Annotated in this window: 23 protein-coding genes and 5 pseudogenes; 17 read left to right on the forward strand and 11 right to left on the reverse strand. The window is 70.3% G+C overall.

The window, feature by feature from the left end; genetic code table 11:
- Positions 1-54: 54 nt before the first annotated feature.
- The 3 genes and pseudogenes from ACFJIX_RS29195 to ACFJIX_RS29205 all read left to right on the forward strand — a co-directional run bounded on the left by ACFJIX_RS29195 (position 55) and on the right by ACFJIX_RS29205 (position 3309).
- Entirely contained in the window at positions 55-1128 is a 1074-nt protein-coding gene (locus ACFJIX_RS29195) for a LysR family transcriptional regulator (RefSeq protein ID WP_377156348.1), read from the forward strand.
- A 163-nt stretch (positions 1129-1291) separates the two neighbouring features.
- A complete protein-coding gene (locus tag ACFJIX_RS29200) occupies positions 1292-1786 on the forward strand; it encodes an Ohr family peroxiredoxin (protein ID WP_377156350.1) in 495 nt (164 codons plus the stop codon).
- Positions 1787-1871: 85 nt separating this feature from the next.
- Positions 1872-3309 (forward strand): annotated as a pseudogene (locus ACFJIX_RS29205) (catalase).
- Between the two features lie 82 nt (positions 3310-3391).
- On the opposite strand, the gene ACFJIX_RS29210 reads toward ACFJIX_RS29205, so the two are convergent.
- Together ACFJIX_RS29210 and ACFJIX_RS29215 are read right to left on the reverse strand one after the other, a co-directional pair.
- Entirely contained in the window at positions 3392-3898 is a 507-nt protein-coding gene (locus ACFJIX_RS29210; RefSeq protein ID WP_377156351.1) for a hypothetical protein, read from the reverse strand.
- A gap of 51 nt (positions 3899-3949) precedes the next feature.
- A pseudogene (locus tag ACFJIX_RS29215) lies at positions 3950-4430 on the reverse strand (carboxymuconolactone decarboxylase family protein).
- Positions 4431-4647: 217 nt separating this feature from the next.
- On the opposite strand from ACFJIX_RS29215, the gene ACFJIX_RS29220 reads away from it, so the two are divergent.
- From ACFJIX_RS29220 to ACFJIX_RS29245, 6 genes are all read left to right on the forward strand, one after another.
- Complete coding sequence (locus tag ACFJIX_RS29220; protein WP_377156353.1) at positions 4648-5628, forward strand: LysR family transcriptional regulator; 981 nt, start codon at positions 4648-4650, stop codon at positions 5626-5628.
- A 170-nt stretch (positions 5629-5798) separates the two neighbouring features.
- Positions 5799-6278 carry a carboxymuconolactone decarboxylase family protein gene (locus ACFJIX_RS29225; RefSeq protein WP_377156354.1) on the forward strand — a complete coding sequence of 160 codons (480 nt, stop codon included), beginning with the start codon at positions 5799-5801 and terminating at the stop codon, positions 6276-6278.
- Positions 6279-6376: 98 nt separating this feature from the next.
- Positions 6377-7132, forward strand: coding sequence for an SDR family oxidoreductase (locus ACFJIX_RS29230; RefSeq protein WP_377156356.1), 756 nt, complete (start codon positions 6377-6379; stop codon positions 7130-7132).
- Positions 7133-7323: 191 nt separating this feature from the next.
- The gene (locus tag ACFJIX_RS29235; protein WP_377156358.1) at positions 7324-7956 is read left to right on the forward strand and encodes a glutathione S-transferase family protein; all 633 of its coding nucleotides are present in this window, start codon (positions 7324-7326) and stop codon (positions 7954-7956) included.
- A 13-nt stretch (positions 7957-7969) separates the two neighbouring features.
- The gene (locus ACFJIX_RS29240) at positions 7970-8731 is read left to right on the forward strand and encodes a CDGSH iron-sulfur domain-containing protein (RefSeq protein ID WP_377156360.1); all 762 of its coding nucleotides are present in this window, start codon (positions 7970-7972) and stop codon (positions 8729-8731) included.
- Entirely contained in the window at positions 8728-9459 is a 732-nt protein-coding gene (locus ACFJIX_RS29245; RefSeq protein ID WP_377156362.1) for a peroxiredoxin-like family protein, read from the forward strand. The genes ACFJIX_RS29240 and ACFJIX_RS29245 overlap by 4 nt, the downstream gene beginning before the upstream one ends.
- A 175-nt stretch (positions 9460-9634) precedes the next feature.
- Here ACFJIX_RS29245 and ACFJIX_RS29250 read toward each other — a convergent pair whose 3' ends face one another.
- The 8 genes and pseudogenes from ACFJIX_RS29250 to ACFJIX_RS29285 all read right to left on the reverse strand — a co-directional run bounded on the left by ACFJIX_RS29250 (position 9635) and on the right by ACFJIX_RS29285 (position 17675).
- Positions 9635-10822: an alpha/beta fold hydrolase gene (locus ACFJIX_RS29250; RefSeq protein ID WP_377156364.1), complete on the reverse strand. Its 1188-nt coding sequence runs from the start codon at positions 10820-10822 to the stop codon at positions 9635-9637.
- A gap of 12 nt (positions 10823-10834) precedes the next feature.
- On the reverse strand, positions 10835-11218 hold the full coding sequence (locus tag ACFJIX_RS29255) for an OsmC family protein (RefSeq protein ID WP_377156366.1): 384 nt from the start codon (positions 11216-11218) through the stop codon (positions 10835-10837).
- 109 nt (positions 11219-11327) lie between these two features.
- Positions 11328-12209, reverse strand: a complete 882-nt coding sequence (locus tag ACFJIX_RS29260; RefSeq protein ID WP_377156368.1) for a glutathione S-transferase family protein — start codon at positions 12207-12209, stop codon at positions 11328-11330.
- Positions 12210-12258: 49 nt separating this feature from the next.
- The gene (locus tag ACFJIX_RS29265; RefSeq protein WP_377156370.1) at positions 12259-12708 is read right to left on the reverse strand and encodes a cupin domain-containing protein; all 450 of its coding nucleotides are present in this window, start codon (positions 12706-12708) and stop codon (positions 12259-12261) included.
- 184 nt (positions 12709-12892) lie between these two features.
- Complete coding sequence (locus tag ACFJIX_RS29270; RefSeq protein ID WP_377162039.1) at positions 12893-13336, reverse strand: CocE/NonD family hydrolase C-terminal non-catalytic domain-containing protein; 444 nt, start codon at positions 13334-13336, stop codon at positions 12893-12895.
- A gap of 436 nt (positions 13337-13772) precedes the next feature.
- Positions 13773-14279, reverse strand: a pseudogene (locus ACFJIX_RS29275) (CocE/NonD family hydrolase); the annotation flags it as partial.
- A 139-nt stretch (positions 14280-14418) separates the two neighbouring features.
- Positions 14419-14853, reverse strand: a pseudogene (locus tag ACFJIX_RS29280) (hypothetical protein); the annotation flags it as partial.
- On the reverse strand, positions 14850-17675 hold the full coding sequence (locus ACFJIX_RS29285; protein ID WP_377156372.1) for an ATP-binding protein: 2826 nt from the start codon (positions 17673-17675) through the stop codon (positions 14850-14852). The gene ACFJIX_RS29285 and the pseudogene ACFJIX_RS29280, both read right to left, overlap by 4 nt.
- A 136-nt stretch (positions 17676-17811) precedes the next feature.
- Between ACFJIX_RS29285 and ACFJIX_RS29290 the strand changes: the two genes are divergently transcribed.
- The 4 genes from ACFJIX_RS29290 to ACFJIX_RS29305 all read left to right on the forward strand — a co-directional run bounded on the left by ACFJIX_RS29290 (position 17812) and on the right by ACFJIX_RS29305 (position 21535).
- Entirely contained in the window at positions 17812-18807 is a 996-nt protein-coding gene (locus tag ACFJIX_RS29290; RefSeq protein WP_377156374.1) for a LysR family transcriptional regulator, read from the forward strand.
- A gap of 99 nt (positions 18808-18906) precedes the next feature.
- A complete protein-coding gene (locus tag ACFJIX_RS29295) occupies positions 18907-19524 on the forward strand; it encodes a glutathione S-transferase family protein (RefSeq protein ID WP_377156375.1) in 618 nt (205 codons plus the stop codon).
- A gap of 10 nt (positions 19525-19534) precedes the next feature.
- Entirely contained in the window at positions 19535-20593 is a 1059-nt protein-coding gene (locus tag ACFJIX_RS29300) for an acyltransferase family protein (RefSeq protein WP_377156377.1), read from the forward strand.
- A gap of 72 nt (positions 20594-20665) precedes the next feature.
- Complete coding sequence (locus tag ACFJIX_RS29305) at positions 20666-21535, forward strand: hypothetical protein (RefSeq protein ID WP_377156379.1); 870 nt, start codon at positions 20666-20668, stop codon at positions 21533-21535.
- Positions 21536-21577: 42 nt separating this feature from the next.
- On the opposite strand, the pseudogene ACFJIX_RS29310 reads toward ACFJIX_RS29305, so the two are convergent.
- Positions 21578-21996 (reverse strand): annotated as a pseudogene (locus ACFJIX_RS29310) (acyl-CoA thioesterase).
- Between the two features lie 168 nt (positions 21997-22164).
- Here ACFJIX_RS29310 and ACFJIX_RS29315 point away from each other — a divergent pair.
- From ACFJIX_RS29315 to ACFJIX_RS29330, 4 genes are all read left to right on the forward strand, one after another.
- Positions 22165-22449 carry a hypothetical protein gene (locus tag ACFJIX_RS29315; protein WP_377156381.1) on the forward strand — a complete coding sequence of 95 codons (285 nt, stop codon included), beginning with the start codon at positions 22165-22167 and terminating at the stop codon, positions 22447-22449.
- A 68-nt stretch (positions 22450-22517) separates the two neighbouring features.
- Positions 22518-23057: a M20/M25/M40 family metallo-hydrolase gene (locus tag ACFJIX_RS29320; protein WP_377156384.1), complete on the forward strand. Its 540-nt coding sequence runs from the start codon at positions 22518-22520 to the stop codon at positions 23055-23057.
- 39 nt (positions 23058-23096) lie between these two features.
- Positions 23097-23933 carry a M20/M25/M40 family metallo-hydrolase gene (locus ACFJIX_RS29325; protein ID WP_377162041.1) on the forward strand — a complete coding sequence of 279 codons (837 nt, stop codon included), beginning with the start codon at positions 23097-23099 and terminating at the stop codon, positions 23931-23933.
- Positions 23930-24865 carry a LysR family transcriptional regulator gene (locus tag ACFJIX_RS29330; RefSeq protein WP_377156386.1) on the forward strand — a complete coding sequence of 312 codons (936 nt, stop codon included), beginning with the start codon at positions 23930-23932 and terminating at the stop codon, positions 24863-24865. The genes ACFJIX_RS29325 and ACFJIX_RS29330 overlap by 4 nt, the downstream gene beginning before the upstream one ends.
- Positions 24866-24913: the final 48 nt, after the last annotated feature.

Genomic DNA, 24913 nt, shown 5'->3' on the forward strand with positions numbered 1-24913 from the left:
GGCATCCCGCATAGTGGCGCGGCCCAACGACACGCAGTACAGGTCCGAGACGCCATGTCAGCTCCCTCCTCCACCGCCTCTTCCTCGTCGACCCTGTCGGCCTCATCGACCTCATCGACCTCGCCGGACGCGCTCGCGTCCAGCTTCGCCACGAGCTATGCCGGCGTCGTCGCCTTCATGACCGTCGTCGCCGAGGGCAGCTTCGCCAAGGCCGGCGACCGGCTCGGCATCGGCCGTTCCGCGGTCAGCCGCGCCATCCAGAAGCTGGAGACCCAGCTGGGCGCGCGGCTGCTGAGCCGCACCACGCGCAGCCTGGCGCTGACGCGCGAGGGCGAGCTCTTCCACGGACGCTGCCAGCCCGGCGTGGCGCAGATCTCGCAGGCGCTCGAGGACCTGCGCGAGCTGCGCGACGGACCGCCCAGCGGGCGGCTGCGCATCTGCGCCACGGTCGACTTCGGCCGGCGCATCGTGGCGCCGCTGCTGCGCGAATTCAGCGCGCGTTATCCCGACGTCACGCTGGACCTGGTGCTCAGCGACGCGCCGGCGGACTTCACCTCGGACCGCGTCGACGTCGCCTTCCGCAACGGCCGCATGGAAGACAGCCAGATCATCGCGCGGCAGATCGTGCCGATGCAGCTGCTGGTCTGCGCCTCGCCGGCCTACGTCCGCGCGCGCAGCATGCCGACGTCGATCGAGGCGCTGGCGCAGCACGACTGCGTGAACTTCCGTGCCGCCTCGGGCCGGGTGTTCGAATGGGAGTTCAAGGTCCAGGGCGAGCTGCGCAAGTTCGCGCCGCAGTCCCGCATCACCTTCAACGATGCGGACCTCGTGCTGCAGGCTGTGCTGCAGGGCCAGGGGCTGGCGCAGCTCGCCGGCTACCAGGTCTGCCAGCTGCTGCGCGAGGGGCGCCTGCTCGTCTGCATGCCGGAGTACGCGCCCGACGACCGCGGCCACTACATCTGCTACCTCAGCCGGCAGCACCTGCCGTCGCGGATCCGCGTGTTCGTCGACCACATGACCGCGGCCATCCGCGCGTCGGAGCTGCAGTGCGCGGACGGTTTCCTCGACCTCGCGTCGCTGCCATCGGCGACATCCGCCGCCATTGGTGCGGCGCAGTCAACAGTGTGATGGCCCCGGGATGGCTGGCGCGTGGGCATCGCCGTTCCTAGCATTCATCGAACGCCCCGCACCGCCCGCCCCGCGTGCCCTGCATGCCTGCGTGCACGCCTGGCACTCGCTGCATTCCTCGCATTCCTCGCACTCCTCGCATTCCTCGCACCGAAACAACATCGTGACCGACCTGCGCCCTCCGCCGACCAGCCTGCTCGACGCCTACCGCGGCGCCGAGTTCCAAGCCCTGTATGTGACCACCGTCCGCGTCTCGGGCGGCGAGGCGCGCCACGCGCGCGCCTCCGGGTGCATCCGGTCGGACGACGGCGCGCTCGACATCGTGCTGCGCCTGCCCGAGGAGATGGGCGGCGACGGCGGCGGCACCAATCCCGAGCAGCTCTTCGCCGCCGGCTACGGCGCCTGCTTCCACGGCGCGCTGAACCTGCTCGCCGCGCGGCACGGCATCGCGATCGACGACTGCGCGGTGCACGTGACCGTCGCCTTCGGGCGCGATCCGGTCGACGGGCGGCACACCATCACCGCGGACCTCGTCGTGAAGCTGCCCGGCCACGACCGCACGTCCGCCGAGCGCCTGGTGCGCGAGACCGAGCGCATCTGCCCCTACGCCAAGATGGCCCGCGAGGGCATCGCCAGCACCGTCCGGGTCGAGACCTGACCCCCGGGTCCGATCCGTTTCCACCCCTGCCCCGCGACGGAGGCGGCCATGAGCGCTTCCGCCACGGGCTCTCAAGCAGCCCCACATGAAGAAACTCACCCACGCCAACGGCGCGCCGGTCGCCGACAACCTCAACATCGCCACGGCCGGTCCGCGCGGTCCCGCGCTCCTGCAGGACCTCTGGCTGATCGAGAAGCTGGCCCACTTCGACCGCGAGGTCATCCCCCGAGCGCCGCATGCACGCCAAGGGCTCGGGCGCCTACGGCCACTTCACGGTCACGCACGACGTCCGGCGCTTCACGAAGGCCCGGCTGTTCTCCGAGATCGGCAAGCGGACCGAGGTCTTCCTGCGCTTCTCGACGGTTGCCGGCGAGCGCGGCGCGGCCGATGCCGAGCGCGACATCCGCGGCTTCGCGATGAAGTTCTACACCGAGGAAGGCAACTGGGACCTGGTCGGCAACAACACGCCGGTCTTCTTCATGCGCGACCCGTTGCGCTTCCCGGACCTGAACCATGCGGTCAAGCGCGATCCGCGCACCAACCTGCGCAGCGCGCAGAACAACTGGGACTTCTGGACGCTGCTGCCCGAGGCGATGCACCAGGTCACGATCGTGATGAGCGACCGTGGCCTGCCCGACGGCCATCGCCACATGCACGGCTTCGGCAGCCACACCTTCAGCCTGATCAACGCGCAGGACGAACGGGTCTGGGTCAAGTTCACGCTCAAGACGCAGCAGGGCATCCGCAACCTGACCGACGCGCAGGCGGCCGAGATCATCGCCAACGATCGGGAGAGCGCGCAGCGCGACCTCTTCGACGCGATCGAGCGCGGCGACTTCCCGCGCTGGACGATGTTCATCCAGGTCATGACGGAGCAGCAGGCGGCGCAGAGCCCCTTCCACCCGTTCGACCTGACCAAGGTGTGGCCGCATGCCGACTACCCGCTGATCGAGGTCGGCGTGCTGGAACTCAACCGCAACCCGGAGAACTACTTCGCCGAGGTGGAGCAGGCGGCGTTCTCGCCGGCCAACCTGGTGCCGGGCATCGGCGTGTCGCCGGACAAGATGCTGCAGGCGCGGCTGTTCAGCTACGGCGATGCGCAGCGTTACCGCCTGGGCGTCAACGCGCATCAGATCCCGGTCAACGCGCCGCGCTGCCCGTTCCACACCTACCACCGCGACGGCGGCATGCGCGTGGACGGCAACAAGGGCCGCATCCCGGGCTACGTGCCCAACAGCATGGGCGAGTGGGAAGACAGCCCGCTGCAGTCCGATCCGCCGCTGGCGCTGCACGGCGAGGCCTGGCATTGGGACCACCGCGTGGACGAGGATTACTGGTCGCAGCCGCGGGCGCTGTTCCAGCTGATGTCGGCGGAAGAGCGTCAGCGCCTCTTCGACAACACCGCGCGCTCGATCGCCGGTGCGAGCGAGGCGGTGCGGCAGCGCCACGTCGTCAACTGCACGACGGTGGATCCGGACTACGGCGCCGGCGTCGCCGACGCCCTCGAGCGGATCGGGAAATGAAGGAAGCCCCGCCGAGGCGGGGCTTCGTGTCGCGCTGACCTCAGCCTCGGCTTCGGCCCTGGCTTCGGCCTTGGCTTCGGACTCAACCTCGGGCGATGAACCGGTCGGCGCGCGCCGCCTCGACCACGGCGGCCGGATCGCTCCGCAGCAGATCGAGCGGCCAGTGATCGTCGATCCAGCAATTGGGTTGGACGAACCAGTCGGCGACCTCGCGATCATCGAAGGCACCGTTGAGTTCGTCGAGCACCTGGCGGACGACGACGAGCACCTCGCCCGTGTCGGCGTCGAACTGGAACAGCGGCACCAGCAGCGCGCCGTGCCCGGCCACGACGACGATGTCGCGACCGACGATCCAGCGCGCCAGCCGGGAGATCGGCTGGTCGCAGCGCTCGCGCAGGTGCAGTGCGAGCGCGTTGGCCTCGATCAGCCCGCCGCTGCGGCGATAGCTCTGGACGAGGTCGTCGAGCCGCTGCGCCTCGATGCGGCGGAAGGCCGCCTCGACGAAGCAGCGCGCGCGCTCGCTCACTGCCGCGGCCGCGCCTGGCGCGAAGTCCGCGGGCGTGTGGAGGAAGAAGGGCCAGGCCAGCATCGGAGGCTCCTGCGTGGGCGGGGCCCGGCGAGGCTCGCCGGGCCGGTGCGCTTACTTGAGCTTGGCCTTGTCCAGACCGAAGGTCTTGTCCCAGGCACCCGGAGGAATGCGGAAGGCAACATTGGCGCGATTCCAGGCATTGATCAGCATCACGAGGTAGGTCAGGTCGACGATCTCCTGCTCGCTGAGCTGGGGTCCGCACGCGTTCATAGACGTCGTCGGGCACGCCGCCGTCGGGCAGGCGGGTGAGGAATTCGGTCCAGGCCAGGCTGGCGCGCTCGCGCGGCGAGAACAGCGCCGACTCGCGCCAGGTCGCGACGTGGTGCAGGCGCAGCTCGCGTTCACCGAGCAGATGAGCCTGCTTGACGTGCATGTCGACGCAGAAGCCGCAGCCGTTGATCTGCGAGGCGCGCAGCGCGATCAGTTCGTTGATCTCCGGTTCGATCGAGCCGGCGTGGGCGGTCTGCGCGAGCTCGACCAGTTTCTTGAACAGCTCGGGCGACTGCTTCATGTAGTTGATGCGTTCGGACATGGGTGCTTCCTTGGTGGAGAGGGACAACCGGTCCCGCCACCATCGGCGAGACGCAGACGGATGCTAGGAATCCCCCTCCCGCGCGGTAGCCCGCCGCGCGTCCCCACAGCGTTGCTCCGCCGGAACCAATGCGACGTCCGAGCGTGGATGTCACAACCGGGCGCCCTGCGTCGTCTTGTCGGTAGCGGCGATCTCTACCTCACGCCGCCCCACCGCCATGGATGACCCGTCCGCCCACGATCCGCTGTCCGCTTCCTTCTCGACGAGCTACGCGAACGTCGTCGCCTTCATGGCCGTCGTCGTCGAGGGCAGCTTCGCGAAGGCGGCTTCCCGCCTCGGCGTCGACCGCTCCGCGGTCAGCCGCAGCGTGAAGCGGCTGGAGGAGCATCTCGGCGTGCGGCTGCTGCGTCGCACGACGCGCAGCCTGTCCCTGACATCGGAGGGCGAGCTGCTGCATGACCAATGCCGACCCGGGATCGAGCAGATCGGCCAGGCCTTCGAGCTGCTGCGCGAGCTGCGCGACGGCCCGCCGCAGGGCACCTTGCGCATCGGCGCGGAGGTCGACTTCGGCCGTCGCGTGATCGCGCCGCTGCTGCCGGCCTTCCAGTCGGCGTATCCGGGCATCGGACTGGACGTGGTCCTCGACGACATGCCGGTCAACTTCATCGATGACCGCATCGACGTGCGCTTCCAGCGCGGCCCGCTGGCCGACGGCCACGTGGTCGCGCGACGCCTGATGCCGCTGGACCTGACCGTCTGCGCCACGCCGTCCTACTTCCACTGGCACGGCGTGCCGTTGACGCCCGAGGACCTGCGGCGGCACCGCTGCGTCGGGCGCCGTCTACCCAACGGCCGGCTGCAGGACTGGGAATTCAGCGTCCAGGGCCGGCTGCTGCGGCAGCGCGTGACGCCCCGCCACATCGTCAACGACGACGAACTGCTCGCGCGCGCCGTCGGCGAGGGCCTGGGCATCGGGCAGCTGCCCGGCCATCTGGTGCGCGACCGGCTGGCCGACGGCTCCCTGGTGCGCTGCCTGGAGGACCACGCCGTCGAGGACGCTGGCTACGAACTCTGCTACCCGCGCCGCACGCACATGCCAACCCGCGTGCGCGTGTTCATCGACCACATCGCCGCAGCGCTGCCCTCGCGCGGCGGCGGGATCGGACGCATTCGTGAATCGCAGGCAACAGTGCGTTGATGCCTGGCCGGCTACCGGCGCGGCGACGCGATCCCTAGCATCCGTTCCGTCGGTCACCGCACCGCGACGCACACCGGACCGATCGCCCGCGATCGCCCGGATCCCCGATTCCATCGGCCTCATCGAGCCATCGACCCCGTCGACCTCATCGGCCGTCACCAGGACCCATCATGACCCAGCGCATCAACTTCATGCAGCAGTCGCCCGAGCTCTTCAAGAAGTACATCGAGTTCAACAACGCCGTGAAGGCGGGCGCGATCGACGAGACGATCCGCAACCTGGTCACCGTGCGCATCTCCCAGCTCAACGGCTGCGCCTTCTGCCTGGACATGCACGTCAAGCAGGCCCGCATCGCCGGCGAGCGCGAACTGCGCCTGCACCACCTGGCCTCGTGGCGCGAGTCCACGCTGTTCGTGCCGCGCGAGCGCGCCTCGCTGGCCTGGGCCGAGGTGCTCACCCGCATCCCCGAGCAGGGCGTCTCCGACGAGATCTACGAGCGCGTGCGCACGCAGCTCAACGAGCAGGAGATCGTCGACCTCACCTTCCTGGTCATGTCCAGCAACGCCTGGAGCCGCCTGAACATCGCCTTCAAGGCGGTGCCGGGCGCGTCCGACGCGGCACTCGGCCTGGACAAGGCCGGTCTGGCCTGACCCGTTTGAATCAAAGGGGTTCCCACCCCTTTTCCCGCGGGCGCCGTCGCGGAAGCCGCCGCAAGCCCCGCCCTTTTTCCCACCAGCAGGAGTCTGAAATGAAAGTTGTCGTCATCGGCGGAACCGGCCTGATCGGTTCGAAGCTCGTCGCGCGCCTGAAGGCCGCGGGCCATGAGGTCGTCGTGGGCTCGCCCAACACCGGCGTGAACACGATCACCGGCGAGGGCCTCGATGCCGCGCTGGCCGGCGCGAGCGTCGTGGTCGACGTCGCCAACTCGCCGTCGTTCGCGGACGAGGCCGTGATGACCTTCTTCACCACCTCGGGCCGCAACCTGCTGGCCGCCGAAGCCAAGGCCGGCGTCAAGCACCACATCGCGCTGTCGGTCGTCGGCACCGAGCGCCTGCAGGCCAGCGGCTACTTCCGCGGCAAGCAGGTCCAGGAAGAGCTGATCAAGGCCGCGAAGATCCCCTACACGATCGTGCACTCGACGCAGTTCTTCGAGTTCGCCGGCGGCATCGCGCAGTCGTCGACCGTCGGCGACGAGGTCACGCTGCCCACCGCGAAGATCCAGCCGATCTCCTCGGACGACGTCGCCGACGCGATGTTCGACGCCACCGTCGGCCAGCCGCTCAACGGCACGCAGGAGATCGCCGGTCCGGAGGCCTTCCGGCTGCACGAGCTCATCGCGCTCTACCTCGACGCCAAGAAGGATCCGCGCCACGTCAAGGGCGATCCCGCCGCGCTGTACTTCGGCGCCGCGCTGGACGACGCGACGCTGGTCCCCACGGCCGGCAGGACGCCGCGCCTGGGCAAGGTCACCTTCCGCGACTGGCTCGCCACGCAGACGGCCTGAGTCCACCCATCAATGCCTCCTGCCCGTCGCGACGAAGATGACGGGTGTCAGTTCGTCGAGGCGGCTGTAACGGGCGTGCACTTTCCATCCGTTCGTGCACGGGACCAACCCACGCTGGCGCGGCGTCCCCGCAAATGCCGGTCAGCCACACGACGAATGCGCGGGCGGGAGGCACCCCCACGGAGTGCCCCATGAAGCTGTACTACTTTCCCGGCGCCTGCTCGCTTGCCGGCCACATCGTGCTCGAGTGGATCGCGCGTCCGTACGAGACCGTGCGCATGAGCCTGGCGAGCATCAAGACGCCGGACTACCTCGCCATCAATCCCGGCGGCACCGTGCCGCTGCTGACGCACGACGACTTCTCGCTGACCGAGAACGTCGCCATCCTCGGCTACCTCGGCGACCTGCATCCCGAGTCCGGCCTGCTGGGCGACGGCAGCGCTCGCGGACGGGCCGAGGTGATGCGCTGGCTGGCCTTCCTGAACTCCGACGTGCACAAGGCCTTCAAACCCATCTTCCAGCCCGGGCGCTTCCTGGAGGACGCCGACGCCGCCGGGCCGCTCGCAGAGAGGGCGCGCGTCCACGTGCGGCACTACCTGGAACGCCTGGATGCGCAGCTCGAGGATCGCGACTGGCTCACGGGTGAGCGCTCTGTCGCCGATCCCTACCTCTTCGTGCTGATCCGCTGGGCCTTGTCCAAGGGCATCGACCTCTCGGACCTCGGCAACCTGCGCGCGTTCCGCGCCCGCATGCACGAGGACCCGGCGGTGCAACGCGCGCTGGCGGCCGAGGAAGGCGAGCAGTCGCTGAAGTTCGTGCTCTGACGGGAGCGCCGCCATGGACACGCCCCTGCCCGCCCAGCCCGCCGCGCCGGCGCTCCCCGTGACGGCGCCGGAGACCGCGGCGCCCGCCGGGCCGCATCCGGTCGAGCGCGCCTGCAGCGCCTGGCTCGAAGTGCGCTTCGACGGCAACCGCTGCATCCATGCGCGGCAGTGCGTCACCGGCGCGCCGGCGACCTTCCTCGCGGACGTCGAGGGGCCGTGGATCCGGCCCGCGATGACGCCGTTGCAGGACCTGATCGCCGTCATTCGCAACTGTCCGTCGGGGGCCTTGAGCTATCGCCGCCTCGACGGCGGCGCGCCCGAACAGGCACCACCGGTCAACCTGCTGTCGGTGCGGGAGAACGGCCCCTACGCCGTGCGCGCGCGCATCGTCCTCGACCGCGACGAGACCACGCCCGTCGCCCCGATCGCCACGGCGATCGGCTACCGCGCCACGCTGTGCCGCTGCGGCCACTCCCGGCGCAAGCCCTTCTGCGACAACTCGCACCGCCGCATCGGCTTCGAAGCCACCGGTGAGCCGATCAGCGGCAACACGGCCGCGCTGGCGGTGCGGGACGGTCCACTGGAGATCTCCCCGCAGATCGACGGCCCGCTGGAGATCCGCGGCGCGCTCGAGATCATCAGCGGCACCGGCCGCACCGTCGAACGCTGCACCTCGGCCACGCTGTGCCGCTGCGGCGCCAGCCGCAACAAACCCTTCTGCGACGACAGCCATCTGCGCATCGGCTTCCGCAGCACCCACGAGGCATCGCCATGAACTCCCCGATTTCGCCCCCCGCTCCTTCCTCCACTTCGACGATCACTTCCATCCCCTCCTCCTCTTCCTCCTCTTCCTCTTCCTCTTCCATCCCGGCGCCCGCAACCACGGCGCCTCAAGCCACCTTCGGCAGTCCCTATGCGGCGCCCGATGCGGCGGCCGAGCTGCTGCGCTCGACCGGCATCGGCGTTCGTGCGCTGCGCGCCGGTGACGCGGCGCCGTATGGCGCGCTGCTCGACGCGCGCGGCGGGACGGTCGCGTTGCCGGACGCCTGGCGCAATGGCCCGGCGATCGTGCTCTTCATCCGGGGCGGCTGGTGCCGCGCCTGCAGCCTGCTGCTCCGCCACTGGCGCGAGTACGGCGACGAGCTGCGCGCGCTGAACACGACGCTGATTGCGGTCTCGCCGCAATCGCCGGAATTGACGGACCGCACCGTGGTCGACAACGGCGTGGACTTCGCCGTGCTGAGCGATCCGGAGCTGGCTGCCGCGAATGGTTTCGGCATCTCGTTCACCTTGTCGCCCGATGCGGTGGACCTGTACGCGGCCAACGGCATCGACGTGCCGGTGCTCAACGGCAATGGCCTGTGGGTGCTGCCTGTGCCGGCGACCTATGTGGTCGGCCCCGATGGCGTGATCCGCTACGCGCATATCGAGGGCGACCCCACGCCGGCACCGAAGCCGGAGGATGTGCTCTTCGAGGTGGAGGAGCGTTTCGGCTGGCAGTAACTCGTCGCAGTCCGCGACGGCCCATGACAGTCCGCCACTGCCTGGTGGCAGTCCGCCATTGCCTGGTGGCAGTCAGCGACTGGTTGGGGACGGAGATGCTTGGGGTTTTGCCGCTTGCCGGCAAGGCCCCATGCATCTGCGGCCAACGCCCCGGACTTCGCAGGCAAGGCATTCCTCAGCTGTCGATCGTCGGCTCACTGAACACCGCGCCTGCTTCCAGCGTGCGGTGAACCGGGCACCGCTGCGCGACCTCCACCAACCGTGCGCGCTGCTCGTCATCGAGCTCGCCCTCGATCGTGATGCGCCGGGAGAACTCATCGGCCGGCGTGCCGTCCTTTCGCTTGCGATGGCTCACGCCCGTGCGGATGCGTCCGATCTGCCATCCCTTGAGCTCGGCGAAGTGGCGGATCGTCATCGTCGTGCAGGCCGCAAGCGCCGACGACAGCAGGTTGTAGGGCGACGGTCCCGACCCGAGGCCGCCGACCGACTCCGGCTGATCCGCCAGCCACCGCGAGCCGCCCGACTGCAGTGCCAGCTGGAACTTGCCGAGTCCGGTTTCCTCTGCCTCGGCGTCGGGCGACGGTACTGCCATCGGCTGCGGATCGTGGAGGTAGCGGATCGCCCAGGCCGCGACGCAGGCGCTCGCGTGCACGGCATCGGCGTGGTCGCGCATCAGATGGTCCGCCTTGTCCAGCGAGACGAAGCTCTTCGAATGGTGGGCGGCCAGGAAGATGCGACTCGCGTTCTCGATGTCGACGACCTGGTCCATCGGGCTGTGCAGGATCATCAGCGGCACCTTCAACTCGGCCAGCCGCCGGCCGGCATCGTGCAGACGCAGGTCTTCGACGAAGGCCTTGCCGATGCGCACCGGAAACCCGCCGAGCAGCAGCTCGATCGCGCCGTGCTCGTCGAGCGCCCGCAGGTCCTGCGCGGTCGCATGGCCGAGCAGATGCGACGCGTCGAACGGCGCGCCGATCGTCGCCACCGCGCGCACCGACGGCATCCGCGATGCTGCCGTCAGCACCGCCGTGCCACCGAGGCTGTGCCCGATCAGCAGCGCCGCCGGCATGCCCGCCTCGGCCATCGCCTCGCCGGCGGCGACGAGGTCCTCCACGTTGAGCGTGAAGCTCGTGTCGTCGAAATGGCCATCGCTGCCGCCGACGCCCGAGAAATCGAAGCGCAGCACCCCGATGCCCTGCGCAGCCAGGCCGCGCGCCAGCGCGACCGCCGTGCGGCTGTCCTTGCCGCAGCTGAAGCAGTGCGCCAGCAGCGCCCAGCCGCGCACGACGCGCTCCGGCATCTCCACCTTGCCGGCCAGGCGCTGGCCGTGCGCGTTCACGAAACTGAAGCCGCGGGTCGGCATGTCGCTCGCGCCTCAGCCGAGGTAGGTGTCGATCGAGACGCCGCCCAGCAGCGTCAGCGTGACCGGCGTGCGTTCGGCGATCTCGGCGAGGCGCTCGCGCTGCGCCTCGTCCAGGCCCGCGATGCGCAGCGTGCGCACGACGCGGGGGCCGTCCTCCTCCTGCCGCCATTGCAGATCGACCTCGAGCGACTCGAGGGGCCAGGTCTTGCGGTCGGCGTACATGCGCAGCGTGATCGCCGTGCAGGCGCCGAGGCTGGCCAGCAGCAGGTCGTAGGGCGCGGGACCGGCGTACGCGCCGCCGAGCACTTCGGGCTCGTCCGCGACGAGCGTGTGCGCGCCGAGCTCGATGTGGGTGCGATAACGATCCTGCCCGATGCGGGCGATTCCGTGGGCCATGGCCGTGCTCCGAAAGAGTGGAAGGGAGAGAAGAAGGAAGGAACGAGACAGAGACAAGGAAGAAACCAGGAATGCGCGGGGCGGACCCGCGCCGCGGGTTCGCGAACGATCAGACGCGGATCGCGCCGTCGCCGAGGTAGCGGGTGAACAGCGCGAGCGGCATCGCCGCCTGACCGCGGTACTGCTCGTCGCTCCAGGAGATCACGACGTCGGCCTCGCCGACGACGACCTCGACCGCGCCGCGGCGGAGCTCCTGCGGCACGCCCTCGCCTTCGCGGTACTCGACGACGCCGACGATCTCCGCCAGCAACGAGCCCCTGCCCGGCGCCGGCAGACTCACGTCCGGCCGGCCCGGCGCAGGCACGCCGGCCAATCGTTCCTCGACCGCCAGCGCGGCGCGCACGCCCCGGTCCTCATGCAGCCGGCGCAGGAAGGCGGCCAGGTCCGGGAACTCCGCCAGGCCGATCTTGGTCGTCAGCGCCCAGCGCAGCATCACGAACAGGTAGGCGTCGGCGATCGAGCGCTCGCCGGTCAGCCAGGACAGGCCCGCGAGCTGGGACTCGATGCGCCCGAGCAGCGTGCGCACGCGATCGCGCGCGACGGCGGCGATGTCATCGACGTTCGCGTCGGCGTTCGCGACACCGAAGCGGAAGCGCTCCGGATAGAAGATCGGCGCGAAGGCCTTGTGCACTTCCGAGTTGAGGAAGGCCAGCCACTGCAGCGTCCTTGCGCGGCCGCTCGCACCGGTGCCGCCCCACAGGCCAGCGGCCGGGTAGACATCGGCGATGTGCGCCAGGATCGCCACGCTTTCCGTCAGGCACAGGTCCTCATCCAGCAGCACCGGCACGGTGCCCATTGGGCTCAGCACGAGGAACTCCGGCGAGCGCAGCCGCGACCGCGTCATGCGCACGGCCTCGTAGCCGCCGCCCGCCCACTCCAGCGCGATGTGGCTCGCCAGCGAGCCGGCGCCGGTCATGTAGTACAGCTTCATCATGGCCTCCTGCCCGTCGCGGGCCCGTCATGGCGTGCCGGGTGCGGCATCAGTGCGCGGGCAGCACGGCATCGACGCCCTGCTTCTTGACCAGGAAGACGACGAACTTCGCCGGCTTGGTCGTGCTGGCGTTGCGGCCGACGGTGTGGATGTCGGCGGGGCCTTCGTAAAAGGTCTCGCCGGGGCGCAGCGTCACTTCCTTGCCGCCCTTCACGCCCATCACGATCGAGCCTTCGAGCACGTAGATGAAGCCGTGCGCGTCATGGCGGTGGACCGGGTCGGCGCCGCCGGGCGGGTACTCGACCACCAGCATCAGGCCTTCCTGGCCGGGCAGGTTGCCGAGCGGCTTGTTCATCAGCGCCGAGACCTTGGGTTCGGGCGGGGCAGCGTGGGCGTCGTTGACGATCAGGCCGGTGGACAGCGTCGCGCAGAACGCGACGGCGAGCACGGACAGCACCGAGCGGCGCAGCATGCCGCGAGGGGAGCGGATTCGGAACATGGGCTTCTCCTTGGAATGGATGTCCCCATGCTAGGAATCGCGCGGCGGCGGCGGAAGCCATGCCGCGGTTCTCACCGTGTTGCCGGCGGGGCACCAATGCGGGCGTATCGGCACGCGCCGCCTGGTCCGCACACCTGCCCGCCAGTCCCCGTGGGCACGGGGACGCAGGGCAGGTGCCGCCTCGTCAGTGCGGGGAGCCGGCCAGCGGATCCGGCCGGCACGGCTGCATCAGCAGCGTGCCGCAGGCGGGGCGTTCCGCGGGGCCGCGCACGCCGTCGAGCACGCCCAGCCGCAGGACCGAGTCGTGGCGCGCGTTGTGCAGCACGTGGAGGCGTTGGCGCAGCGAGAACGGAGCGAAGACCATGCCGCCGGACTGCGCCGGCGTGTCGATCCACAGCCGCAGCCGCGATCCCTTGCGGAAGAAGTGGCCCATCTTCTGCACCTCGACGCGCGCGAGCACCGGCCGGTTGGGCAGCAGCGGGGCGATGTCCTGGGGCCGCTCGCCGTGCCACGGCAGCAGCCGGGTCGAGCGCGCCGGATCCAGCGTCCGGTTGGACAGCCGCAGCCATCCGCGTTGTACGTAGGTTTCCTGGCCGTCGGGCCGCAGCTCGGTGACGGTGACCTGCAGGTCCGCGTCGCCGCCGGTGGCCGCGACCCAGAGGTCCCGCGCTGCCGGGACCGTAGACCAGCAGGTCCTCGCCCAGCGGCGCGGAGGTGTAGGCCAGGCTCGTCGACTTCCAGTCCGCCGGCAGCGGCCCCCAGAACGCGTTGCCGAGGATGTCGTTCACCGCGACGCCCGTGCCCGGCGCGTCGAAGCCGTCGGCCGCGCCGCCGCCGGTCTGGTCCGCCAGCACGCCGCCCTCGGCGAGGTGGAAGTCGCGGATCCGCAGGTCGGAATCGCGGATCGCCTCGCGGTTGATCGTCCAGCCCGCCCGCGCCCACGCGCCGCTCTGCTGGTCCTTGGCCGCGCCCCCGGTCGTCTCCATCCACAGCGACAGCCGCGGCGTGTCGCGCTCGAAGCCGTTGTCGACGCCCTTCACGAAGCGGTCGACGAAGCGCAGCGCCGTCGCCTGGAAGGCCGGTGCATCGTAGAAATCATGCGCGCCGTTGGACTGCACGTGCCACAGCAGCTTCGGGTCCAGCCGCGCCTGGTAGTGGCTGCCGCGCGGCGTGAGCGCCTGGTCCTGGAAGGCTTCCGTCGACAGCACCGGCACGCGGATCCAGTCCATGCCGCGCGACAGGTCGAAGCCGTTCATGTATTCGTCGCGCAGCGGATGCGCGGTGAAGAACTGCATGATCGAATGCGGCTCCTCGTTCTCGAGGTTGCGGGCGACTTGGCGGACGCAGGCGGCATCGCCCTCTTCCTGCGCGGTGCGCAGAACGACGGTCTGCCACCACGCGCGGAAGACGACGCGGAAGCCGGTGATGAAGCCGGGCTGCGGCACGCCGCCGGGGTTGAGCGCCTCGCGGTAGTCGACCAGCGGCGCGCCGGGCACGATCGCGCGCAGGTGCGGCGGCTGGAACTGCGCCGTCGCCAGCTGCGACGAGCCGCTGTACGAGAACCCCATCATCCCCACGCGGCCGTTGGACCAGTCCTGCGCCGCGGCGAACTCGACCGCCTCCCGCGCCGTGCCGGCCCAGTTGCGGGCGGATGTATTCGAGCGTGCCGGTCGAGCAGCCGGTGCCGGCGGGATTCAGGCCCATCACGGCGTAGCCGGCCTCTAGCAGCTTGCGGTCCAGCGCCAGCCGCTGCGCGGTCTGGCCGCGCCGGTAGGGCATCCCGCCGATCGAGCCGGCGTCGTAGCCGTTGATGAAGAGGATCACCGGCACGCGTTCGGCGCCGGTGCGCTTGGGTAGCAGCACGCTGTAGCGCAGGCGCTCGCCGTCGGCGGTGGTGAGGTAGCCGGTGCGGCGCTCGGCCCAGAAAGGATCCACCGCAGGCGCGGCGGGGAACTCGAAGGCCGGCGCGGCCGGCAGGCCGGTGTCCGGATCGAGCGCCGGCGCGGATGCCGGCGCGGGCGTCGCCGCCTGCGCCCACAGCGCCGGCGTCGCGAGCAGTCCCGATGCCATCACGGCGGCGGTCGCCAGCCTTGTCTTCATGCGGATCGTCATCAAGATCGTCCTCCCTCGGTTCATCGTCGTCATCGTGATGGTGGTGATTCGTTGGACGGGCCGCGGCCCGCGGCGTCGAGCAGTTCCTGCGCCTGCGCGGCCTTGCCCTGCGACGCCCACAGCGCCGCGAGGCTGCCCGCCGCGCGGCGTTCCCATCCGCGCGTGCCCTGCTCCCGCGCCACGTCGACGGCACGGCGGTAGTGGCGCTCGGCGTCTTCCAGCCGGCCCGCCCGCTCGTCGCGCCAGCCCGCGGCGCGCCAGATCTCCGGCGCGCACCAGAGGCCCTCGCCGAGCGCGAGCCGCTCGACCAGCGCGTCGTCGAACCACTCCGCGCAGAAGGTCACCAGCATCTCGCGTCGCGGCGCGTCGTAGCCCGGCAGCTCGGCGCGGACCGACTCGATGTAGGCCGCGCGATCCGGCTCCTCGGCCAGCCGCAAGCCCTGCCAGAACCACTCCGCGTAGCGCAGCCAGCCGGTCAGTCCGCGGCGGCGGGCCTCGTCGGTCATCAGGCGGATCCAGCGCGCGGCGAGCTCATGTTCCCCAGCCCACAGGGCGACCACGCAGGCGCCGTAGAGCGCCGAGCACATCGATACCGAATGTCCCATCGCCTGCGCCCGGTCGACCGCCTCGGTGGCGAGGGTCAGCGCGCCGGCGGCGTCCCCCTGGATCCACGCGGTGCGGCAGAACAGCGCCTTCGTGGCGACGACCGAGTCCGGCCCGACGAGGTTGGCGTTGGTGCGACGCGGCGTCGCCGCGGCGAGCGCGGCCTCGCTGTGACGGCGCGACTCGTCGAAGCGGCCGCAGAAATGGTGGGCCATCGCGCAGACCCGGTGCGACAGGATCAGCGCCGCCGGGTCGGCCCAGGCCGTCGCCGTCGACGCCAGCGTGTGGGCGTGACGCAGGGCCGCGCTGTACTCGCCGCGGAACATGTCATGCGTGCACCGTCCCCACCGCGCCCGCAGCTCCAGCGCCGACGAGCCGATCGCCAGCGCGCCCGCGAGCGCGCGGTCGCAGGCGTCGTTCAGCTCCTCGACGCTGCCGCCGGTGTGCAGCAGCGCGGTGATCAGCACCGTGTAGAGCGAGGTCGCCGTCTCGACGTCGGGTTCGGCCTGCTCGTCGACCAGCCGCAGCGCGGCCTGCACCCAGTGCTGGTACTCGGCCACCAGCGACAGGTGGAACCACAGCGGCGCGGATGCGATGACCAGCGCATTCGCGGACTTGGCGTCGGTCTCCTGCACCAGGCAATGCTCCAGCGCCGAGCGCACGTCGTTGAGCCGCCAGGCGTGGCGATCGTCCCAGGCCTGCTCGCTGAGTGTCTGCAGGTCCGCGGTCGCCGTCTTCATCACTTCCACCATCACCGTCGCGTGACGGTGCAGCAGCGCGGCCCGTTCGTCGCTCTGCGCCAGCAGCGCCGACGCGTAGCTGCGCGTGGTGTCCAGCAGCCGGTACGGCGCGAACGCATCCTGGCTGTCGAAGAACACCAGCGACTTGGCCGCCAGCGCGATCAGGGTCTCGAAGGCCTCCTCCGGATCGGCGTCCAGCGCGACGCCCAGCGCCGACTCGACGTCGAAGCGCCCGCGGAACACCGACAGCCGCCGGAACATCGTCAGCTCGGGCTCGCTGAGCAGCGCGATGCTCCAGTCCAGCGCCGCCGCCAGCGTGCGATGGCGCGGCAGCGCGCTGCGGTTGCCGATGGAGAAGAGCCGGATGTGGTCGTCCAGGCGCAGCGCGAGCTCGCTCACCGACTGCACCGCCAGTCGCGCGGCCACCAGCTCGATCGCCAGCGGGATGCCGTCGAGCTGCCGCGCGACCCGCGCCAGCAGCGGCCCTTGCGCGTCCTGGAACGGTCCGGCGCCGGCCGCGCGCGCGCGGCCCACCAGCAGTTGCACCGCGGGCGCGCGCAAGGCTTCGGTGAGCGACGGCGCGTCCTCCGCCGGCACCGCCAGCGGCGCCAGCCGCAGCACCAGTTCCCCGGGCACGCGCAGCGCCTCGCGGCTGGTGGCGAGGATGCGCAGACCCGGCAGAGCGCCCAGCAGCCGCAGGACCGGCGCGGCCAAGGTCTCGATCACGTGCTCGCAGTTGTCGATCACCAGCAGCACGTCGCGGCCGACGATGGTCTGCGTGATCGCCTGGATGGTGTCGGGCATGTCCGGCGCGGCGCCCAGCGCCCGCGCCATCGTGCTGAGCACGTGGTCCTGCGAGATCAGCGGCGCCAGGTCGACGAAGGCCACCGGCACGCCCTGGCGCTGCTGGAGGCATTCCGAGGCGCGGGTCGCGACGCTGGTCTTGCCGATGCCGCCCGCCCCGACCAGCGTCACGAGCCGGTGGCCCTCGAGCGAGCCGAGCACCGTGTCCACGTCGGCGTCGCGGCCGATCAGCTCGGTCAGCAGCGTCGGCGGCGCGGCGAAGGTGCGCGACGCGGCGCGCAGCCGGACCGGGGCCGGCGCGGCGTCGCCCTCGACCGCCTCGCGCCGCACCCGCCCGTTGAAGCGGTAGCCGCGCTGCGGCACCGTGGAGATCCATTCATGGCAGCCGTCGAGCTCGCCCGGCTCGCCCAGCGCCTTGCGCAGCATGGACATGTGCACGCGGACGCTGGCCTCCTCCACCACCACGCCGGACCAGACGGTGGCCAGCAGTTCCTCCTTGGCGATGTACTCGCCGGCGCGGCGCACCAGGTGCAGCAGCAGTTCGAAGGACCGCGGACCGATGCGCACGGCCTGTGCGCCATCCGCCCCGGCGCCTGCCGGGTCGGTGCGCTCGAGACGACGTTGCATCTCCCAGAGCACGAAGGCGCCGAAGAACCAGCGGTAGTCGGCGGCCGGCGCGTCGATCGGCGCCGCGGGCGGTGCTTGCATGGCGGACGGACCTTGTTGTTGGGCGGCCGAGTATGTGCGGAACCGCGCACGGCGGTAAAGGCGGCGGCCCGGCTCCGGCCTCAGCTTTAACGCGCTTTAACTCGCCCTCGCGCGCAGCTTCGACCAGAGTTCGTCCATGACTTCACCGGTCCCCGCCATGATCCCGTCCGGCCACCCTGATCCCCTCGCGTCGAGCTTCGCCACGACCTACGCCGGCGTGATGGCGTTCATCGCCGTGGTCGCCGAAGGCAGCTTCGCCCGCGCGGCGGAGCGGCTGGGCATCGGCCGCTCCGCGGTCAGCCGCAGCGTGCAGCGGCTGGAGGACCAGCTCGATGTCCGGCTGTTCACGCGCACCACGCGCAGCACCTCGCTGACGCGCGAGGGCGATCGCTTCTACGCCAACTGCCATGCCGGCGTGGATCGGATCATGCAGGCGGTCGAGGAGATGCGCGATCTGCGCGAGGGGCCGCCGCGGGGGCATCTGCGCATCGGTGCCTCGGTGGGGTTCGGCCGCCGCGTGGTGGCCCCGCTGCTGAACGCCTTCCAGGACACCTATCCCGACGTCGCCATCGAGCTGCTGCTCAGCGAGCGGCCCACGGACTTCATCGCCGACGGCGTGGACGTGGCCTTCCGCCACGGCCGCATGGAGGACGCGCAGATCATCGCCAAGCAGATCGTGCCGATGCAGATGCTGGTCTGCGCCTCGCGCGAATACGCGCAGGTGCACGGCCTGCCGGCGAGCGTCGAGGAGCTCGACCGCCATCCCTGCATCAACGTGCGGGTGCCGTCGGGGCGCATCGTCGACTGGGAGTTCCAGGTCGACGGCCAGACCCGGCGCGTGCTGCCCAAGGCGCGCCTGACCTACAACGACGCGGACCTGGTGTGCCAGGCCGTGCTGGACGGCCAGGGCCTGGCGCAGATGCCGGACTTCATGGCCTGCGACGCGCTGCGCGACGGCTCGCTGGTGGCCTGCCTGCCGCAGCATGCGCCGGTCGACCAGGGCCATTACATCTGCTTCCTGAGTCGGCAGCACCTGCCCTCCCGAATGCGGGTGTTCATCGACTTCATGACCGCGCGCATCCGCGAGCGGGACCTGCGCTGCCCGGACACGATCCCGGCCGCGCATTCGTGACCTCCGGGCAACAAGGTGTTGCGCGGGCGTCGCCTAGCCGGAGAAGGGCGTGGCTTCTAGCATTCGCCCCCGTTCCCGGGTCGAGGAGAGGACCGATCGATGATGCAGCTCTACTACCTGCCCGGCGCGTGCTCGCTGGCAGATCACATCGCGCTCGAATGGACGGGGGCGCCGTATGCCGCCGTGGCCATGACGCCGCGCGCGCTGCGCGCGCCGGAGTACCTGGCGCTGAACCCCGGCGCCAACGTGCCGTTGCTGCGCGACGGCGACCTGCTGCTGACCGAGAACGTCGCGGTGCTGCACTACCTGGCCGAGTGTTTTCCCGAGGCCGGGCTGCTGGGCGACACGCCGCGCGCGCGGGCCGAGACGATGCGTTGGCTGGCCTTCATGAACTCGGACGTGCACGGGGCGTTCAAGTCGGTCTTCGCGCTCAAGGCACTCGACGAGGGCGACCCGCACGCCGCGCTGCGCATCAGCCCCGCACAGCGCCAGGTGCGGGCCTGCCTGGAGCGGCTGGACCGGCAACTGGCCGGCCGCGACTGGCTGACCGGGACGCGCTCGATCGCCGACCCCTACCTGTTCGTGATGTTCCGCTGGGCGGTGGGCGCCGACGTCGGGCTGGACGGCCTGCGCAACCTGACCGCCTTCGCCCGGCGCATGTACCTGGACCGCGGCGTGCGCGCCGCGCTGTTCACCGAGGAGGGCCTCGCCCTATGATTTCCCCGCCATGAGCTCGCCCAGCCTGCCCTACAACCCCGCGCTGGACGGCCTGCGGGCGCTGTCCATCCTGGTCGTGATCGCCTTCCACTGCCTGGTGCCGGGCTTCGGCGGCGGCCACATCGGCGTCGACCTGTTCTTCGTCCTCTCGGGGTACCTGATCACCGCGCTGCTCGCGGCCGAGGTCCGCCAGGGCGGCATCGCGGTCGGCCGCTTCTACGCGCGCCGGCTGCTGCGCCTGTATCCGCCGCTGCTGGTCCTGGTCGTGGCCTACCTCGCGCTCGCGCCGCTGCTGTTCCCGCAGGAGCCGCGCTGGACGATGGCCATCCTGGCGCTGACCTACGTGATGGACTACGCCATCGCCTTCAACGTCCTGCCGCCGACGCTGGGCGTCACCTGGTCGCTGGGCATCGAGGAGAAGTTCTACCTGCTGTGGCCCGTGCTGCTGCCGATGCTGCTGCGCGCGCGGCGGCCGATGCACTGGCTGCTCGGCGCCTTCCTCGTGGTGACGGCGTGGCGATACGCGGTCGCCGTGCAGTGGGGATGGGGACAGGCCTACTTCCGCTTCGACACGCGCGTGACCGGCATCGTGCTGGGCGTGATCGCTGCGCTGCGACCGACCGCGATGCCGCGGTGGGTCGTCCTCGCGGCCTGGGTGGCGATGGTCGTCAATCTCGCGCTGCCCTCCTTGCCCTTCCAGTGGCTCACCGCCGGCGCCACGGTGCGCGTCACGGTGGCGGAGATCGCCGCCTTCGTGCTCGTCAGCCACGCCGCCGCGCACCCGACTGGATCGTGGCTCGCACAGCCGTTGATGGCGTGGCTCGGCCGCCTGTCCTATGGTCTCTTCCTGTGGCATTTCGCGGCGATCAGCGCATTCGGTCGCGGCCACGGGCCCTGGGTCCTCCTGGCCGTCGCTCTGCCCTTCGCCCTGGCCATGGCGATCGTGTGCCACTACCTCATCGAGCGGCCGGTGAGCCGATGGAGCCGCCGCCGCTTCATGCCGGACAGCCCGGGCGGCTCCTCGACGGCGGCCACGGACATTCGTGTCCGCCATTCAACAGGCCGGTGATCGGGACGCGCCTGTCGAGGCGGGCCTTGCCCGTCTAGCATCCAGCGATATCCCCCCAGTCCTGGAGCTTTCATGCGAGTCCTTCTTCAAACCACGATCGCCGCGGACCCGGACGATTGGTCCATCGCGCGGTTCAGTCTGCTCAAGGAGTTTCTGGCGTCGCGTCGCGATGGCGACGGCCGCCCGCTGTACGAGGTCACCGCGCGGGACCGCGACCCCGGCCCCGGGCCGGACGCCGTGCTGCGCAGCCTGGACACCTCGTCCTTCGATCAGATGTGGCTGTTCGCGGTGGACGTGGGCAACGGCCTCACGCCCGAGGACTGCGACGGCATCCGGCGCTTCCACGAGCGCGGCGGCGGCCTGATGCTGACGCGCGATCACATGGACCTGGGGTCGTCGCTCTGCGGGCTCGACGGCTGGCTGGGGCGGGCGCACCACTTCCACTCCCGCAACGAGGAGCCGGACGAGCAACGGCGCTGCGTCGACGACACGTTCACGTCCTCGATCCTGTGGCCGAACTATCACTCCGGGGCCAACGGCGACTATCAGGAGGTCCGGGTGGTGGAGCCCGCGCATCCGGTGCTGCGCGACCCGCTGTCCGAGACCGGCCTGCTGCGTTATCTCCCCGCCCATCCGCATGAGGGCGCGGTGTGCTCGCCGGGGGACGACGGTGGCGCCCGCGCGATCCTGCAGGGCACCAGCCGCGTGAGCGGGAATCGATTCAACCTGGCCGTGGTGAGCGAACGTTCGGCGGAAGGCGGACCGGTGCTGGCGCAATCGACCTTCCATCACTTCTGCGACTTCAACTGGGACGTCAGCAAGGGCTCGCCGTCCTTCGTCAGCGAGCAGCCGGGGGACGGGATGCAGCGCCATCCGGAGGCGCTGCGGTCGACGCAGCAGTATGTGCAGAACGCGGCGCGGTGGCTGGGGGGCAAGGACTGACCCCGGGAGCCCGAGCGCCCCGTCAACCATCCGCGATCGCCATCACTCCAGATGCTGCCGCAGCCAGTCCGGCAACGGCACGGACCTCTGGATGGTGGCGTCCTGCCACACGGTCGTGGCGCCGCCCGAGGCGTAGATGACGCCGGGCTCGTCGAGGCGCTCCAGCGTGATCCAGGTGTCGAAGCTGGAGCGCCCGGGATTCGAGACGTAGTGCTTCGCCAGGATTTCGCCTGGATAGGCGAGCTGCCGGTGGAAGTTGCAGAACGCGTTGACGATGACCGGGCCCTGACCGTCCGGGCTCGGCGGATGGCCGAGGCTGGCTGCCACTCCACGCGCACGATCTCCAGGTAGCGGAAGTAGACCGTGTTGTTCACATGGCCCATCGCGTCCATGTCGCCCCAGCGGATCGGGATGCGGGTTTCATGGACGAGCTTCTTGGCGTCGGGGAGTTCGAATCGCATGGTGGTCGGACGTGTGGGGCGACCCGCCCATTTCAGCACTGATCGACGACGCGGATCGTCGCGATCGCGACCCTTGTCACGCCGCGACTTCACGGTCACTTCACCGCCAGCCTTCATGCTCCTCACCACCGCGCACGAGGCCGTGCGTCCCGCAACGAGGAGCCGCCGATGAACCATCCCACCCGCCGATCACCGTCGTGGCGCATAGCCCTCTGGGGCGGTGCCCTGCTCCTGCTCGTGCTGCCCTGGGCGGCCATGCAGGTCACCGCCGAGGTCCGCTGGGATCTGGCCGACTTCCTCGTGTTCGGCGCCATGCTCGCCGTGGCCTGCGGGGCGTTCGAAGCGGCGGTGCGTCTTACCGCCGACCGGCGTCGCCGCTGGTGGGCGGGCGCCGCGATCCTGGTCGCTTTCCTGCTCGTGTGGGCGGAGCTGGCGGTCGGCATCTTCAACTGACAAGACCGGGCGTCTTCGAGTTTGGCTCGGGCGTATCCTTCGCGCGCCACCACCGAAGGGAGACGCCCATGACCCGTGCCTGGTCGACGCTCGCCGTCGCGCTCGCGATCCTGATTCCCCGCGCCGAGGCACTCGCCGCGGACGCCACGCCGCCGCGCGAGCTGCGTCGCTTCCACGAGATCTTCAAGGAGCTCGTGGAGACCAACACGACGAACTCCTCGGGCAGTTGCACCGTCGCCGCCGAGGCGATGGCCCGGCGCCTCAAGCAGGCCGGCTATGCGGACGGCGACATGCAGCTCATCGTCCCGCCCGACGCGCCGACGAAGGGCAACCTCGTCGTGCGCTTGAAGGGCAACGGCGAGAAGCGCCCGCTGCTGCTTGTCGCGCACCTCGACGTCGTCGAAGCGAAGCGGGAGGACTGGGTCCGCGATCCCTTCAAGCTGATCGAGGAGAACGGCGTCTACTACGGCCGCGGTACCTCCGACGACAAGTCGCAGGTCGCCACGCATGTGAGCAACCTCATCCGCTACAAGGAAGAGAAACTCGTCCCGAAGCGCGACATCATCATGGCGCTCACCTGCGACGAGGAGATCATCCCGTCGAAGTAGGACGGCCTGGACTACCTGCTCAAGCACCACCGCGCGCTGATCGACGCCGAGCTCGCGCTCAACGAGGGCGGCGGCGGGACGCTCGACAAGAACGAGCAGCCGGTCTCGTACAGCCTGCAGATCGGCGAGAAGGTCTTCGTCGGCTATGAGCTCGAAGTAACGCACCCCGGCGGCCACAGCGCCGTCCCCGTGCGGGACAACGCAATTTACCGCCTCGCCGAAGGTCTCGCGCGTCTGTCGAAGTTCGACTTCCCCATCCAGTTCAACGACACGACGCGCGCCTACTTCGAGCGCGTCGCCCAGCTCGACGGCAACAAGGACATCGCGGCGGACCTGCGCGGACTGCTCGCGAAGCCGACCGACACCGCGGCGCTGGAGCGCCTGTGGGCGAAGTCGCCGGTCTACAACTCGAGCGTGCGCACGACCTGCGTGGCGACGATGGTCGAGGCCGGTCACGCGACGAATGCGTTGCCGCAGCGCGCCCGCGCGACGGTGAATTGCCGCATCCTGCCGGGCCAGTCGGCCGAGGAGGTGCAGAAGACGCTCGTGAAGGTGATGGCCGACGAACGCATCACCGTGCGCGCGACCAACGAGGCGCTGGCCTCGCCGCAGCCGCCGATGTCGCCGCTCGTGATCCAGGCGGTGAAAAGCACCGCCGCGGAGTTCTGGCCCGGCGTGCCGGTGATCCCGACGATGCTGGTCGCGACGACCGACGGCCGTTTCCTCAACAACGCCGGCATCTGGACCTACGGCGTCGGGACCTTCTCCGGCGTGGAGCCGAGCGGCGTGCACGGACTCAACGAGCACATCCGGGTGAAGTCGCTGAACGACTTCCAGGAATTCATGTATCGCCTCGGGAAGAAACTGTCGTCATGACGCTGAAGCTCCCCGCCCGTCCGCACTTCGATCTCACGACGGTGCACCTGTTCATCGCCACCGCCGAGCTCGGGAGCGTCACGCGTGCGGCGGAGCGACTGCACATCGCGCCGGCGGCCGCCTCACGGCGCATCGCCGAGCTGGAAGCGCAATTCGGCCTGCCGTTGTTCCTGCGTCGCCCGCACGGCATGGCATTGACCGACGCGGGCCGCGCGATGCTGGCCCATGCGCGCAACATCACCCACACCGTGCTGCGTATGCAGGACGACGCCGCGTCCTTTGTCGGCGGTGCGCAGGGCGTCGTGCGGCTCGCCGCACCGAAGTCGGCCGTGCTGCAGTTCGTCCCCGCCGACATCGAACGCTGCGCCGCCGCGTGTCCCGGCGTGAGCATCGACCTGCAGGAGATGAACAGCCTCAATGTCCAGCAGGCGCTGACGCGCGGCACCGCCGACATCGGCATCTTCGAATCCTCGCTGGGCGCCGTCGATCTCCCGACGATGCCTTATCGGGCCGATGAACTCGTGCTGGTCGCGCCGCGCGGTCATGCGCTGTTCTCGCACGCGCCCGCCACGCTCGACAACATCCTGTCCTGCGACGTCATCGGCCTGGGGGAAGGCTCCGCGATCTTCGCCCTGCTCGAGCGGCTGGCCAACGAGTCCGGCCGCCTGCTGCGCATGCGCATGCGCGTCGGCGGCTTCGACAGCATCGCGGCGCTGATCGCGCAGGGACTCGGCGTCGGCGTGATGCCCAAGGCCGTGGCGAAGACCGTCGCGGGCGGTGCGCACTTCCTGCGCGTGGCGATCCCCGAGCCCTGGGCGCATCGCCAGTTCGTCCTCTGCTGCCGCCCCGCCGACAGCCTGTCGCCCGCGGCGGTCAGCGTCGCCGAGGTCTTCGCGCGTACGAATTTCGCGAAACCAGATCCGCCGAATTAGCGATGGCCGGCAGGCCCCTCGTTGCTCAATAGTCGTCCTCACGGAATT

The sequence above is a fragment of the Roseateles sp. UC29_93 genome, from assembly GCF_042695725.1.
GTDB classification, from domain to species: Bacteria; Pseudomonadota; Gammaproteobacteria; order Burkholderiales; family Burkholderiaceae_C; genus Roseateles; species Roseateles noduli_A.

What these genes read in the sequence shown, in the direction of transcription:
- ACFJIX_RS29195 (WP_377156348.1), top strand. Translation starts at nt 55, where the DNA reads ATGTCAGCTCCCTCCTCCACCGCCTCTTCCTCGTCGACCCTGTCGGCC.
- ACFJIX_RS29210 (WP_377156351.1), bottom strand. Translation starts at nt 3,898, where the DNA reads ATGCTGGCCTGGCCCTTCTTCCTCCACACGCCCGCGGACTTCGCGCCA.
- ACFJIX_RS29220 (WP_377156353.1), top strand. Translation starts at nt 4,648, where the DNA reads ATGGATGACCCGTCCGCCCACGATCCGCTGTCCGCTTCCTTCTCGACG.
- ACFJIX_RS29225 (WP_377156354.1), top strand. Translation starts at nt 5,799, where the DNA reads ATGACCCAGCGCATCAACTTCATGCAGCAGTCGCCCGAGCTCTTCAAG.
- ACFJIX_RS29230 (WP_377156356.1), top strand. Translation starts at nt 6,377, where the DNA reads ATGAAAGTTGTCGTCATCGGCGGAACCGGCCTGATCGGTTCGAAGCTC.
- ACFJIX_RS29235 (WP_377156358.1), top strand. Translation starts at nt 7,324, where the DNA reads ATGAAGCTGTACTACTTTCCCGGCGCCTGCTCGCTTGCCGGCCACATC.
- ACFJIX_RS29240 (WP_377156360.1), top strand. Translation starts at nt 7,970, where the DNA reads ATGGACACGCCCCTGCCCGCCCAGCCCGCCGCGCCGGCGCTCCCCGTG.
- ACFJIX_RS29245 (WP_377156362.1), top strand. Translation starts at nt 8,728, where the DNA reads ATGAACTCCCCGATTTCGCCCCCCGCTCCTTCCTCCACTTCGACGATC.
- ACFJIX_RS29250 (WP_377156364.1), bottom strand. Translation starts at nt 10,822, where the DNA reads ATGCCGACCCGCGGCTTCAGTTTCGTGAACGCGCACGGCCAGCGCCTG.
- ACFJIX_RS29255 (WP_377156366.1), bottom strand. Translation starts at nt 11,218, where the DNA reads ATGGCCCACGGAATCGCCCGCATCGGGCAGGATCGTTATCGCACCCAC.
- ACFJIX_RS29260 (WP_377156368.1), bottom strand. Translation starts at nt 12,209, where the DNA reads ATGAAGCTGTACTACATGACCGGCGCCGGCTCGCTGGCGAGCCACATC.
- ACFJIX_RS29265 (WP_377156370.1), bottom strand. Translation starts at nt 12,708, where the DNA reads ATGTTCCGAATCCGCTCCCCTCGCGGCATGCTGCGCCGCTCGGTGCTG.
- ACFJIX_RS29285 (WP_377156372.1), bottom strand. Translation starts at nt 17,675, where the DNA reads ATGCAAGCACCGCCCGCGGCGCCGATCGACGCGCCGGCCGCCGACTAC.
- ACFJIX_RS29290 (WP_377156374.1), top strand. Translation starts at nt 17,812, where the DNA reads ATGACTTCACCGGTCCCCGCCATGATCCCGTCCGGCCACCCTGATCCC.
- ACFJIX_RS29295 (WP_377156375.1), top strand. Translation starts at nt 18,907, where the DNA reads ATGATGCAGCTCTACTACCTGCCCGGCGCGTGCTCGCTGGCAGATCAC.
- ACFJIX_RS29300 (WP_377156377.1), top strand. Translation starts at nt 19,535, where the DNA reads ATGAGCTCGCCCAGCCTGCCCTACAACCCCGCGCTGGACGGCCTGCGG.
- ACFJIX_RS29305 (WP_377156379.1), top strand. Translation starts at nt 20,666, where the DNA reads ATGCGAGTCCTTCTTCAAACCACGATCGCCGCGGACCCGGACGATTGG.
- ACFJIX_RS29315 (WP_377156381.1), top strand. Translation starts at nt 22,165, where the DNA reads ATGAACCATCCCACCCGCCGATCACCGTCGTGGCGCATAGCCCTCTGG.
- ACFJIX_RS29320 (WP_377156384.1), top strand. Translation starts at nt 22,518, where the DNA reads ATGACCCGTGCCTGGTCGACGCTCGCCGTCGCGCTCGCGATCCTGATT.
- ACFJIX_RS29330 (WP_377156386.1), top strand. Translation starts at nt 23,930, where the DNA reads ATGACGCTGAAGCTCCCCGCCCGTCCGCACTTCGATCTCACGACGGTG.